10 protein-coding genes are annotated in these 12,990 nt (G+C 59.6%); all 10 read left to right on the top strand.

Annotated features, from left to right (window positions below):
* Positions 1-94: 94 nt before the first annotated feature.
* The 10 genes from gluQRS to pgi all read left to right on the top strand — a co-directional run bounded on the left by gluQRS (position 95) and on the right by pgi (position 12,907).
* The gene (gluQRS, locus tag KGB23_RS27650; RefSeq protein ID WP_223433344.1) at positions 95-991 is read left to right on the top strand and encodes a tRNA glutamyl-Q(34) synthetase GluQRS; all 897 of its coding nucleotides are present in this window, start codon (positions 95-97) and stop codon (positions 989-991) included.
* A gap of 77 nt (positions 992-1,068) precedes the next feature.
* Entirely contained in the window at positions 1,069-1,245 is a 177-nt protein-coding gene (locus KGB23_RS27655) for a hypothetical protein (protein ID WP_003176118.1), read from the top strand.
* Positions 1,229-4,183 carry a sensor histidine kinase gene (locus KGB23_RS27660; RefSeq protein ID WP_191623603.1) on the top strand — a complete coding sequence of 985 codons (2,955 nt, stop codon included), beginning with the start codon at positions 1,229-1,231 and terminating at the stop codon, positions 4,181-4,183. The genes KGB23_RS27655 and KGB23_RS27660 overlap by 17 nt, the downstream gene beginning before the upstream one ends.
* A 22-nt stretch (positions 4,184-4,205) precedes the next feature.
* A complete protein-coding gene (locus tag KGB23_RS27665) occupies positions 4,206-5,642 on the top strand; it encodes a sigma-54-dependent transcriptional regulator (protein WP_150658158.1) in 1,437 nt (478 codons plus the stop codon).
* An 878-nt stretch (positions 5,643-6,520) separates the two neighbouring features.
* Positions 6,521-7,921, top strand: coding sequence for a polynucleotide adenylyltransferase PcnB (locus KGB23_RS27670; protein WP_223433345.1), 1,401 nt, complete (start codon positions 6,521-6,523; stop codon positions 7,919-7,921).
* Positions 7,922-7,924: 3 nt separating this feature from the next.
* Complete coding sequence (folK, locus tag KGB23_RS27675) at positions 7,925-8,410, top strand: 2-amino-4-hydroxy-6-hydroxymethyldihydropteridine diphosphokinase (RefSeq protein ID WP_223433346.1); 486 nt, start codon at positions 7,925-7,927, stop codon at positions 8,408-8,410.
* Between the two features lie 367 nt (positions 8,411-8,777).
* The gene (gene panB, locus KGB23_RS27680; RefSeq protein ID WP_223433347.1) at positions 8,778-9,578 is read left to right on the top strand and encodes a 3-methyl-2-oxobutanoate hydroxymethyltransferase; all 801 of its coding nucleotides are present in this window, start codon (positions 8,778-8,780) and stop codon (positions 9,576-9,578) included.
* Complete coding sequence (panC, locus tag KGB23_RS27685; protein WP_223433348.1) at positions 9,575-10,435, top strand: pantoate--beta-alanine ligase; 861 nt, start codon at positions 9,575-9,577, stop codon at positions 10,433-10,435. Before panB ends, panC begins: the two co-directional genes overlap by 4 nt.
* A gap of 197 nt (positions 10,436-10,632) precedes the next feature.
* Entirely contained in the window at positions 10,633-11,013 is a 381-nt protein-coding gene (gene panD / locus KGB23_RS27690) for an aspartate 1-decarboxylase (protein ID WP_003228271.1), read from the top strand.
* A 229-nt stretch (positions 11,014-11,242) separates the two neighbouring features.
* Positions 11,243-12,907 (top strand): glucose-6-phosphate isomerase, encoded by a 1,665-nt coding sequence (pgi, locus tag KGB23_RS27695; RefSeq protein ID WP_223433349.1) that lies wholly within the window; start codon positions 11,243-11,245, stop codon positions 12,905-12,907.
* The last annotated feature ends 83 nt before the right edge of the window (positions 12,908-12,990 follow it).

The raw sequence follows: 12,990 nt of genomic DNA on the forward strand, positions 1-12,990 counted from the left end.
AGCCAACATTGATGTTGCGGCTGATGGCCTCTTCGCGAGCAAGCCCGCTCCCACAGGGTGGTTAGCGCAAGCCCGGAAAAGTAACATTGCCCTTATGACTGCCATCGCTTCCTCCACCTACATCGGGCGCTTCGCCCCCACACCGAGTGGACATCTGCATTTCGGTTCGCTGGTCGCAGCGCTGGCCTCGTACCTCGACGCGCGTTCGGTGGGTGGCCGCTGGCTGATGCGCATGGAAGATCTCGATCCACCACGGGAAGAGCCCGGCGCTCAAGCGGCGATCCTTAAAGCCCTGGAAAGCTACGGTTTCGAGTGGGATGGCGAAATGGTCCGACAGAGTGACCGGCACGATGCCTACGCCGAAGTCCTCAATCGCCTGTTCAACCACGGCCTGGCCTACGCGTGCACCTGTTCACGCAAAACACTTGCGCCCTATCACGGGATTTATCCGGGGCTGTGCCGCAACGCCGGTCATGACACTAAAGATGCGGCGATTCGCCTGCGTGTCCCCGAGCTGGAATATCACTTCATTGATCGCGTGCAAGGCGAATACCGCCAACACCTGGGCCGGGAGGTCGGTGATTTCGTGATCCGCCGCCGCGACGGGCTCTACGCCTATCAACTGGCGGTGGTACTGGATGACGCCTGGCAAGGCATCACCGATATTGTCCGTGGCGCCGACCTGCTCGACTCCACACCGCGCCAGCTCTACCTGCAAGAACTGCTTGGCCTGCCGCAACCGCGCTATCTGCATATCCCGCTGATTACCCAGCCCGATGGCAATAAGCTCGGCAAGTCCTACCGTTCGCCGCCGTTGACCGAAGATCAGGCGACTCCCTTGTTGCTGCGTGCGTTGCGCGCACTGGGGCACAATCCCGATGCCGAACTGGCTTACGCCACCCCACGGGAAGTGTTGAACTGGGGCATCGCCCACTGGGATGCAGTGTTGATCCCGCGCACACTCAACCTGCCCGAAGCACAACTACAGTGATCACACTTGCAGTGGCGCGCCCATCCGTTACCATCGCCGCACGTTTTCGGGCACGCGCATAAAAAAGAGAGGCCGGGATGTACATCTATCGCTTGGTCCTGCTCCTGGTAGTGGGGATTTATCTGTTCTCCCCGGCCATCATGGATTGGTGGATCGACGCCACTGGCGCCTGGTATCGCCCTTATCTGCTCTGGCTGATTCTGATCGTCGTGACCTTCATCCTGCAGAGCCAAAAAGATGCCGATGAGCTTTAGCCTGACCCAGATGATCCTGATCAGCGCCGCGTACCTGGCGGTGCTGTTCGGCGTAGCCTGGGTCAGCGAACGGGGCATGATCCCCCGGGCGATCATTCGCCACCCGCTGACGTACACCCTGTCGCTGGGCGTGTATGCCAGTGCGTGGGCGTTTTACGGCACGGTGGGCCTGGCCTATCAGTATGGCTACGGATTTTTGTCCAGCTATCTAGGCGTCTCCGGCGCCTTTCTGCTGGCACCGGTGCTTTTGTATCCGATCCTGAAAATCACCCGCACTTATCAACTCTCGTCTCTGGCCGACCTGTTCGCGTTTCGTTTCCGCAGCACCTGGGCCGGTGCACTGACGACAATTTTCATGCTGATCGGCGTGTTGCCGTTGCTGGCGTTGCAGATTCAGGCGGTGGCCGACTCCATCGGCATCCTCACCCGCGAGCCGGTGCAACATCGCGTGGCCCTGAGCTTCTGCGCACTGATTACGCTGTTCACGATTTTCTTTGGCTCGCGCCACATCGCCACCCGCGAGAAACACGAAGGCCTGGTGTTCGCGATTGCTTTCGAGTCGGTGATCAAACTGATCGCCATCGGCGGTGTTGGCCTCTATGCGCTGTACGGCGTGTTCGATGGCCCGCAACAGCTGGAACTGTGGCTGCTGCAAAACCAGACTGCCCTCGCCGCCCTGCACACGCCATTGCAGGAAGGCCCATGGCGCACGTTGCTGCTGGTGTTCTTCGCCTCGGCGATCGTGATGCCGCACATGTACCACATGACATTTACCGAAAACCTCAACCCGCGCTCATTGGTGAGTGCGAGCTGGGGCTTGCCGCTGTTCCTGCTGTTGATGAGCCTGGCGGTACCGTTGATTCTCTGGGCCGGACTGAAACTCGGCGCCACCACCAACCCGGAATACTTCACGCTGGGTATCGGCATCGCCGCCAACAACAAGGCCCTGGCGCTATTGGCCTATGTCGGTGGATTGTCGGCGGCCAGCGGGTTGATCATTGTCACCACCCTGGCGCTGTCCGGGATGGCGCTGAACCACTTGGTGCTACCGCTCTATCAGCCGCCGGCCGAAGGCAATATCTACCGCTGGCTGAAGTGGACCCGCCGGGCGCTGATCGTCGCGATCATCATGGCCGGTTACGGTTTCTACCTGCTGCTGGGCGCGGAACAGGATCTGGCGAATCTGGGCATCGTCGCCTTCGTCGCCACCCTGCAATTCCTGCCGGGCGTACTGTCGGTACTGTACTGGCCGACCGCCAACCGCCGCGGTTTCATCGCCGGTTTGCTCGCGGGGATTCTGGTGTGGCTGGTGACCATGCTGCTGCCACTGGTCGGCAATCTGCAGGGCTTCTACATACCGCTGCTGAACATGATCTACGTGCTGGACGACACCAGCTGGCACATGGCGGCGATCGCCTCGCTGGCGGCCAACGTGCTGATGTTCACCCTGATCTCGCTGTTCACCAACGCCAGCAGCGAAGAGGCCAGCGCCGCCGAAGCCTGCGCCGTGGACAACGTGCGCCGGCCGCAACGCCGCGAACTGCACGCCGCCTCCCCTCAGGAATTCGCCACACAGCTTGCAAAACCATTGGGCGCGAAAGCGGCGCAAAAAGAAGTCGAACAGGCCCTGCGCGACCTCTATCTGCCTTTCGATGAGCGCCGGCCTTATGCCTTGCGCCGCTTGCGCGACCGTATCGAAGCCAACCTCTCCGGCCTGATGGGGCCGAGCGTGGCTCAGGACATGGTCGAAACATTCCTGCCTTATAAGGCCGGCGGCGAAAACTACGTCACCGAAGACATCCACTTCATCGAAAGTCGCCTCGAGGATTACCACTCGCGCCTGACCGGGCTTGCCGCCGAACTCGATGCCCTGCGCCGCTATCACCGCCAGACCCTGCAGGAATTGCCGATGGGCGTTTGCTCGCTGGCCAAGGATCAGGAAATCCTCATGTGGAACAAGGCCATGGAGGAGCTGACCGGGATTGCCGCACAGCGTGTGGTCGGTTCGCGGCTGAGCACTATTGCCGATCCCTGGAAAGAGCTGCTGCAAGGCTTCATCAATCTGCCGGACGAGCATTTGCACAAACAGCACCTGGCGCTCGACGGCCAGACCCGCTGGCTGAACCTGCACAAAGCCGCGATCGATGAACCGCTTGCGCCCGGCAACAGTGGCCTGGTGCTGCTGGTGGAAGACTTGACCGAAACCCAGATGCTTGAAGACAAACTGGTGCACTCCGAGCGCCTGGCCAGCATCGGCCGACTCGCCGCCGGCGTGGCCCATGAAATTGGCAACCCGATCACCGGCATCGCCTGCCTGGCGCAGAACCTGCGAGAAGAGCGCGAAGACGATGGCGAGCTGAAGGAAATCAGCGGGCAGATCCTGGAGCAGACCAAACGCGTGTCGCGCATCGTTCAGTCGCTGATGAGCTTCGCCCACGCTGGCAGTCATCAGCACAGCGACGAGCCCGTCTGTCTGGCCGAAGTGGCTCAGGATGCCATCGGTTTGCTGGCCCTGAACCGACGCAATTTCGAAGTGCAGTTCTACAACCTGTGCGATCCCGATCACTGGGTCGAAGGCGACCCGCAGCGGCTTGCACAAGTACTGATCAACCTGCTCTCAAACGCCCGCGACGCCTCGCCTCCCGGCAGCGCGGTGCGGGTCAAAAGCGAAGCCGGCGAACACACGGTCGATTTGATCGTGGAAGACGAAGGCAGCGGTATTCCGAAGAACATCATGGATAGATTGTTCGAACCTTTCTTCACCACCAAGGATCCTGGCGAAGGCACCGGTCTGGGCCTTGCACTGGTCTATTCCATCGTTGAAGAGCATTATGGACAAATCACCATCGACAGCCCGGCTGATGTTCAAAGCCAACGCGGCACCCGTATCCGGGTGACCTTGCCGCGTCATGTCGAAGCGACGTCCGCTGTGAACTGAGACCGTCGAGAGTATCGAATCAATGCCGCACATTTTGATCGTCGAAGACGAAACAATTATCCGCTCCGCCTTGCGCCGCCTGCTGGAACGTAACCAGTACCAGGTCAGCGAAGCCGGTTCAGTGCAGGAAGCACAAGAACGCTTCACCATTCCCACGTTCGACCTGATCGTCAGCGACCTGCGTCTGCCTGGCGCGCCTGGCACCGAGTTGATCAAACTCGGCCAGGGCACTCCGGTGCTGATCATGACCAGCTACGCCAGCCTGCGTTCGGCGGTCGACTCGATGAAGATGGGTGCGGTGGATTACATCGCCAAGCCTTTCGATCATGACGAAATGCTCCAGGCTGTCGCGCGAATCCTGCGTGACCGGCAATCGGTGCAAGCCAGCGGCGAACCTGCCGTCGGCAAAGCCGGCAACGGCGCCGCGAAACCGGGCGCCAGCAACAACAACGGCGAAATCGGCATCATCGGCTCCTGCCCGCCGATGCAGGATCTGTACAGCAAGATCCGCAAAGTCGCGCCAACCGACTCCAATGTCTTGATTCAGGGCGAATCCGGCACCGGTAAAGAACTGGTGGCGCGTGCCCTGCACAACCTGTCCAAACGTGCCAAGGCGCCGATGATTTCGGTGAACTGCGCGGCCATTCCGGAAAGCCTGATCGAGTCCGAACTGTTCGGCCACGAAAAAGGCGCGTTCACTGGCGCCAGCGCCGGGCGTGCCGGCCTGGTAGAAGCCGCGGACGGCGGCACCTTGTTCCTCGACGAAATCGGCGAACTGCCACTGGAAGCCCAGGCCCGCCTGCTGCGCGTGCTGCAGGAAGGTGAAATTCGTCGTGTGGGTTCGGTGCAGTCACAGAAAGTCGATGTACGCCTGATCGCCGCGACTCACCGGGACCTCAAGAGCCTGGCGAAGATCGGCCAGTTCCGTGAAGACTTGTATTACCGCCTTCACGTGATCGCCCTGAAACTGCCGGCCCTGCGCGAACGTGGCGCCGACGTCAACGAAATTGCCAATGCGTTCCTGGCGCGACAGAGCGCGCGGGTCAACCGCACCGACCTGAAGTTCGCCCCGGATGCCGAGCAGGCGATTCGTCATTACTCCTGGCCGGGTAACGTTCGGGAGCTGGAAAACGCCGTAGAACGTGCGGTCATCCTGTGCGAGAGCCCGGAGATTTCCGCTGAGCTGCTGGGGATCGACATCGAACTGAGCGATCTGGACGATGACGATTTCATCGGCCTGCCCCCACAACAGGGCAGCGCCACCGGTAACAATAGCCATGAGCCTACCGAAGACCTGTCACTGGAAGACTACTTCCAGCACTTCGTTCTCGAGCATCAGGACCACATGACCGAAACCGAGTTGGCGCGCAAACTCGGTGTCAGTCGCAAATGCCTGTGGGAACGCCGTCAGCGCCTGGGCATTCCGCGACGCAAGACCGGAGTGGCCAGCGAGAGCTGAACGTCACCTGTCTGATGCGCAGGTAACACGTGACAGGGTGAAAAAACTGTTACCTCACCTTTTTCACGTAACAGAAGCCGGGGCTTACGGTAACGAAGCCCCGGCTTTTTTTGGCCTCTGAAAACCTCATCAGTCGGCCTAACCCCTTGTTTTGCTAGGCTTCGCAAAAGTTGGCACGCACCCTGCTATATGTTTAGTACAAGAACAATAACAAGCAATGCACAAGACAATAAAAATAAGACGTATCGACTCACGCACAATAAAAACAAGACGGCGAGAGGCGCAGCTAACTGATTCTTTTGGAGAGGCGTTGTATTTGGGGCTTGCCCCACGACCAGGCCGAGAACAATAAAAACTGTCACAAGACAGAGCCTGCACTGGTTGGATCGCAAGATCACTGCAACACAGCGACCAAAGCAATCCGTTTGCTCTTGGCTCCCGATTGGGAGGGTCATGAAGGAAAAACTTCATGACGAGGGCACTTAACAAAAACAAAAAGCCCGAATCAAAAATAAAAATAGAGCATGCAACTACTTTCTTGGGGAGCTTCGGCTCCCCTTGTAGTTTCTGGCGTTTAGACCTTGTAGCGGCACTTTGTAGCAGCTATCGAGCAACGCGAGGCTGCGATCGACTGCGGAGCAGTCGCAATACAGGCAACCGGTTTCTTCTGACACACCGCAATCTCAGGTTTTACGACGGCTTCGCCGCCGAACGCAGCCTCGCGCTGCTCGGCAGCTGCTACATGTCCAAGCGTACAAACCCCTGCTTAAAGCGCTTGCGCAGCTTCCTACACCATCCCCCGACTAAATGCTAGAATCCCCGCCCATCATGCGGTCATTCTTCGTTTTGGCCGAACATTCCTTCAAACAGTGCATCCCATGCTGAAGAAGCTGTTCCAGTCATTCCGTTCTCCCAAGCGTCATACGCAACACATTCGCAGTACGCCTGAAGTGCTCAACAGCGGCCAACATTCGCTGCAAAAGGCCCAATTCAGTCGCTACGCGGTGAACATCGTCGAACGCCTGCAGAACGCCGGTTATCAGGCTTACCTGGTCGGCGGCTGTGTGCGTGACATGCTGCTCGGCATCACGCCAAAAGATTTCGACGTCGCCACCAGTGCCACGCCAGAACAGGTGCGGGCCGAATTCCGCAACGCGCGGATCATCGGTCGTCGCTTCAAGCTGGTGCACATTCACTTTGGCCGCGAAATCATTGAAGTCGCGACCTTCCGCGCCAATCACCCGCAAAACGATGAAGAGGAAGACAGCAACCAGTCCTCGCGCAACGAGAGCGGGCGCATCCTGCGCGATAACGTCTACGGCACGCTGGAAGAAGACGCGCAACGCCGCGACTTCACCATCAACGCCTTGTATTACGATCCGGTCAGCGAGCGCATCCTCGACTACGCCAACGGCGTACACGACATCCGCAATCACCTGATCCGCCTGATCGGCGACCCGAAGCAACGCTACCAGGAAGATCCGGTACGGATGCTGCGAGCCGTGCGTTTCGCCGCCAAGCTGAATTTCGGCATCGAAAAACACAGCGCCGCGCCAATCCGTGAACTGGCGCCGATGCTGCGCGAGATTCCATCGGCCCGCCTGTTCGAAGAAGTGCTCAAGCTGTTCCTCTCCGGCCATGCCGCGGACACCTTCGAGATGCTGGTCGACCTGCAGCTGTTCGATCCGCTGTTCCCGGCCAGTGCCGAGGCGCTGGAATACAACCCGACGTACACCCACACGCTGATCAGCGACGCGTTGATCAACACCGATCTGCGGATCAAACAGAACAAACCGGTGACCCCGGCGTTCCTGTTTGCGGCCCTGCTTTGGCCTGCCCTGCCGGCCCGTGTGTTGCGCCTGCAAGAGCGTGGCATGCCGCCGATTCCGGCGATGCAGGAAGCGGCTCATGAACTGATCGCCGAACAGTGCCAGCGCATCGCGATTCCGAAGCGCTTTACCATGCCGATCCGCGAGATCTGGGACATGCAGGAGCGTCTGCCACGCCGTAGCGGCAAGCGCGCCGACCTGTTGCTGGACAACCCACGGTTCCGTGCCGGTTACGACTTTCTGCTGCTGCGCGAAAGCGCTGGCGAGCAGACTGATGGCCTGGGCGAATGGTGGACGGATTATCAGGACGCCAACGACAGCGAACGTCGCGACATGATCCGCGACCTCAGCGGCAAGGATGACGGCACTGGCGCTCCCCGCAAGCGTCGCCGCAGCGGTGGCGCCAAGCGCAAACGCACCGCCGGCGCACCGAGCGCCACGGGCGAGTAATCCATGGAACGCATCTACATCGGCATGGGCAGCAATCTGGCTGACCCCGCCGAACAATTGCGCTGCGCCGTCGACGCCCTGGCGCAGTTGCCGCAGACCGAACTGATCGGGGTTTCCGGGTTTTATCAGAGCGACTCGCTGCTGCCCGGCCAACCGCGTTATACCAACGCGGTTGCCGCCCTCGACAGCACGCTCCCGCCACTGGAGCTGCTTGATGCGTTGCAAGGCATCGAGAACGGACAGGGCCGCGAGCGCCTTGAACGTTGGGGGCCGCGAACGCTGGATCTCGACATCGTACTGTTCGGTGATCGACTGATCGATGAACCTCGCCTCAAGGTGCCTCACTACCATATGCAGGAACGAGCTTTCGTTCTCTATCCACTGGCCGAACTGGCGCCTGCGGATTTGCGTCTGGCCGATGGCCGCAGCCTGAGTGATTTGCTCGCTGCCTGCCCGTTCGTCGGGTTGGAACGACTGACCACGAATTGACACAAAACCAATGTGGGAGCGGGCTTGCTCGCGAATGCGGTGTGCCATTCAGCATCAACGTTGACTGACACACCGCATTCGCGAGCAAGCCCGCTCCCACATTGGTTTTGTGTCGAACATGAGATCGGTAGTTGCTGAATCGCATCAGTTACCCCGGTAACACCCCACACGTAACAATGCGGTAACACACACAATTGACTTCCCGAGTTCTCCTCACGACTATAGGCGTCCCGCTGCCGCCGACACGGCGTTGAAGGGCGCAATCCAGGCCTTAAAAGCACGACAACAGACCGTGCGCCTGTATTTAACGAAGAATCACGCGCGTTACTCGCAGTAGTTTCCACAGCGCCTGAATGAGGAACTTTTCATGCCAGCCATCACCCTGACCACTCTGCAAGGTCTCAAGCAAAAAGGTGAAAAGATCACCATGCTGACCTGCTATGACGCGACCTTCGCCCACGCCTGCAATGAGGCTGGTGTCGAAGTGCTGCTGGTGGGCGACTCCCTTGGCATGGTTTTGCAAGGTCACGACAGCACCTTGCCGGTCACCACCGCTGAAATGGCTTACCACGTGGCGTGCGTCAAACGCGGTAACACCGATGCGTTGATCCTCGCCGACCTGCCCTTCATGGCCTACGCCACCACCGAACAAGCCATGACCAACAGTGCCCTGTTGATGCAGGCGGGTGCGCACATGGTCAAGGTTGAAGGTGCGCTGTGGCTGGCGGACTCGATCCGTCTGCTGGCCGAGCGCGGTATCCCGGTGTGCGCGCACATGGGGCTGACACCGCAATCGGTGAATATCCTCGGCGGTTACAAAGTCCAGGGTCGCAACGAAAACCAGGCGCGGCAGATGCGTGCCGATGCGATCGCCCTGGAACAGGCCGGCGCGTCGATGTTATTGCTCGAATGCGTACCGAGCGAACTGGCCGAAGAGATCACCCAGGCGGTAAAAATCCCGGTGATCGGCATCGGTGCCGGCAGTGGCACCGACGGCCAAGTACTGGTTCTGCACGACATGCTCGGCCTGTCGATCACTGGCCGTGTGCCGAAGTTCGTAAAGAACTTCATGGCCGGGCAACAAAACATTCAAGCGGCGCTCGGTGCGTACGTCACTGAAGTCAAAGCGGCGACTTTCCCTGGTATCGAACACGGATTCTCTGCATGAACACCGTAAAAACCGTACGCGAATTGCGGGCCGCCGTGGCCCGTGCCCGCAGTGAAGGCAAGCGCATCGGCTTCGTGCCGACCATGGGCAACCTGCATAGCGGTCATGTGGCACTGGTGACCAAAGCCACCCAACGGGTGGATTTCGTGGTCGCGAGCATTTTCGTCAACCCGCTGCAGTTCGGCGCCGGCGAAGACCTCGACAAGTACCCGCGCACCCTCGCAGCCGATCAGGAGAAACTGCTCCAGGCCGGTTGCCACTTGCTGTTCGCGCCGACCGTTGAAGAAATGTACCCCGACGGCATGGTCGGCCAGACCCGCGTCAGCGTTCCGCAACTCTCCGAAGGCCTCTGCGGCGCCAGCCGTCCCGGGCATTTCGAAGGTGTGGCGACGGTGGTCACCAAGCTGTTCAACATGGTTCAGCCGGACCTGGCGATCTTCGGCCAGAAAGACTTCCAGCAACTGGCGGTAATCCGCGCCCTGGTGCATGACCTGAACATGCCGATCCAGATCATCGGCGAACCGACGGTACGTGCAGCCGATGGCCTGGCGCTGTCGTCGCGCAATGGTTTCCTCAGCGAAGAACAGCGGGCCGTTGCGCCGGTTGTGTATCGCGGTTTGAGCCAGATTGCCGACGCGATCAAACAGGGCGAACGGGATTTCCCGGCGTTGATCGGTGCGCAGATCAAGCAGCTTGAAGCCGCTGGTTTGCGTCCTGACTATCTGGAAATTCGTCATGCGCTGACCTTGCGCCCGGCGACTGCGCAAGATCGGGATCTGGTGATTCTGGTGGCAGCGTTCCTGGGCACTACGCGGTTGATCGATAACCTGCACCTGAACCTCGACGCATCCGCCTGAACGCTGCAATACCCCTGTGGGAGCGGGCTTGCTCGCGAATGCGGTGGATCAGTAGGCATCAATGCTGAATGACACACCGCTTTCGCGAGCAAGCCCGCTCCCACATTGGGTCGGCGGTGACTCCAAACACCGTATTGCTGGCCCTCAAGCCTTTGGGCACAATGCCCGCCGTTCGATTCCGACCCGGGGAAACACTCATGCACGCCATCATGCTCAAGGCCAAGCTGCATCGCGCCGAAGTCACCCACGCTGTACTCGATTACGAAGGTTCTTGCGCCATTGACGGCGAATGGTTGGATCTGTCTGGCATCCGTGAGTATGAACAGATCCAGATCTACAACGTCGACAATGGTGAACGCTTCACCACCTACGCGATTCGTGGCGAAGAAGGTTCGCGCATGATCTCGGTCAACGGTGCCGCGGCGCACAAGGCCAAGGTCGGTGATCGCGTGATCATCTGCGCATATGCCCACTACAGCGAAGCCGAGCTGCTCAACTTCAAGCCACGCATGCTCTACATGGCGCCGGGTAATGAACTGAGCCATACCAGCAATGCCATTCCGGTTCAGGTCGCCTGATCCAGTCTTAGCCCCTCCCCCTTCCGTTTGTCGGACCGTTCCCTGCTCGATGTATAAAAAAGTACCGGGAACGGGTCAGACAAAGTCAAGACAGATCGCAGCGCGAGGTTTACTGTATTCGCCCTGTGTCATGAAATCGTGTCGACGCAGTTGACCGGACGCCCACCCACAGCGCTCCGGTACTTTTAGTGTTCAAAAGGCCGTTCAAGTAAAAAGGAAACCCGCAGCGATGGCGTATTACCGCACCCCTCAAGACGTTACCGCTCTGCCCGCCTGGCAAGCGTTGAATGACCACCGCCAAGCCATGCAAGATTTCAGCATGCGCGAAGCCTTTAATGCCGATCCGCAGCGTTTTACCCAATTCACCCTCAGCAGCTGCGGCCTGTTTCTCGACTACTCGAAGAACCTGATCAACGCTCAGACCCGCGATCTGCTGGTGGGCCTGGCCAACGAAGTCGACCTCCAGGGCGCGATCAAAGCGCTGTTCGAAGGCGAAATCGTCAACTCCTCCGAAGGTCGTCCGGCCTTGCACACCGCCCTGCGCCGTCCGGTCGGCGACAAGCTGAAGGTCAACGGCGTCAACGTGATGCCGGAAGTGCACAAGGTCCTGAACCAGATCACCGACCTCGTGGGCCGTATCCACGACGGTTTGTGGCGTGGTTACTCCGAGAAGCCGATCACTGACGTGGTGAACATCGGCATCGGTGGCTCGTTCCTCGGCCCGGAGCTGGTCTCCGAAGCGCTGCTGTCCTACGCCCAGAAAGGCGTGCGCTGCCATTACCTGGCGAACATCGACGGCAGTGAGTTCCACGAACTGACCATGAAATTGCGCGCAGAAACCACGCTGTTCATCGTTTCGTCGAAATCTTTCAACACCCTCGAAACCCTGAAGAATGCCCAGGCCGCACGCGCCTGGTACCTGGCTCAGGGTGGTTCTGAAGCCGAGCTGTATCGTCACTTCATCGCCGTCTCCAGCAACAATGCAGCGGCTGTGGCATTCGGGATCCGCGAAGAAAACATCTTCCCGATGTGGGACTGGGTTGGCGGCCGTTACTCGCTGTGGTCGGCCATCGGTTTGCCAATCGCGCTGGCCATCGGCATGTCGAACTTCAAGGAACTGCTGTCCGGTGCCTACACCATGGACCAGCATTTCCAGAGCGCACCGTTCGATCAGAACATGCCGGTGCTGCTGGCCCTGCTCGGCGTGTGGTACGGAAATTTCTGGGGCGCGCAAAGCCACGCGATCCTGCCGTACGACCACTACCTGCGCAACATCACCAAGCATTTGCAACAGCTGGATATGGAATCCAACGGCAAGAGCGTGCGTCAGGACGGCACTCCGGTCTCCACTGACACCGGCCCGGTGATCTGGGGTGGCGTGGGCTGCAACGGTCAGCATGCGTATCACCAGTTGCTGCACCAGGGCACTCAACTGATCCCGGCCGACTTCATCGTGCCGATCGTCAGCTTCAACCCGGTGTCCGACCACCACCAGTGGCTGTACGCCAACTGCCTGTCGCAAAGCCAGGCGCTGATGCTGGGCAAGACCCTTGCCGAGGCCGAAGCCGAGTTGCGCGACAAAGGCATGAGCGAAGAAGAGGTGCAAAAAATCGCGCCTCACAAGGTGATCCCGGGCAACCGTCCGAGCAATACGTTGGTGGTCGAACGCATCAGCCCGCGTCGTCTAGGCGCATTGGTGGCGATGTACGAACACAAAGTCTTCGTGCAAAGCGTGATCTGGGGCATCAACGCCTTCGACCAGTGGGGCGTGGAGCTGGGTAAAGAGTTGGGCAAAGGCGTCTACAACCGCCTGGTCGGCAGCGAAGAAACCCCGGCTGACGATGCTTCGACCCAAGGCCTGATCAACTACTTCCGCGGCCGTCACCGCGGCTAACCCTGTGGGAGCGGGCTTGCTCGCGAAGGCAGTTTGTCATTCAGCATTTATGTCGACTGACCCACCGCCTTCGCGAGCAAGCC

Origin of the sequence: Pseudomonas sp. GL-B-26 (assembly GCF_019947405.1) — a bacterium.
Lineage (GTDB): Bacteria > Pseudomonadota > Gammaproteobacteria > Pseudomonadales > Pseudomonadaceae > Aquipseudomonas.

Coding starts and splice junctions, on each gene's coding strand:
- gluQRS (WP_223433344.1), top strand. CDS start 95: ATGACTGCCATCGCTTCCTCCACCTACATCGGGCGCTTCGCCCCCACA.
- KGB23_RS27655 (WP_003176118.1), top strand. CDS start 1,069: ATGTACATCTATCGCTTGGTCCTGCTCCTGGTAGTGGGGATTTATCTG.
- KGB23_RS27660 (WP_191623603.1), top strand. CDS start 1,229: ATGCCGATGAGCTTTAGCCTGACCCAGATGATCCTGATCAGCGCCGCG.
- KGB23_RS27665 (WP_150658158.1), top strand. CDS start 4,206: ATGCCGCACATTTTGATCGTCGAAGACGAAACAATTATCCGCTCCGCC.
- KGB23_RS27670 (WP_223433345.1), top strand. CDS start 6,521: ATGCTGAAGAAGCTGTTCCAGTCATTCCGTTCTCCCAAGCGTCATACG.
- folK (WP_223433346.1), top strand. CDS start 7,925: ATGGAACGCATCTACATCGGCATGGGCAGCAATCTGGCTGACCCCGCC.
- panB (WP_223433347.1), top strand. CDS start 8,778: ATGCCAGCCATCACCCTGACCACTCTGCAAGGTCTCAAGCAAAAAGGT.
- panC (WP_223433348.1), top strand. CDS start 9,575: ATGAACACCGTAAAAACCGTACGCGAATTGCGGGCCGCCGTGGCCCGT.
- panD (WP_003228271.1), top strand. CDS start 10,633: ATGCACGCCATCATGCTCAAGGCCAAGCTGCATCGCGCCGAAGTCACC.
- pgi (WP_223433349.1), top strand. CDS start 11,243: ATGGCGTATTACCGCACCCCTCAAGACGTTACCGCTCTGCCCGCCTGG.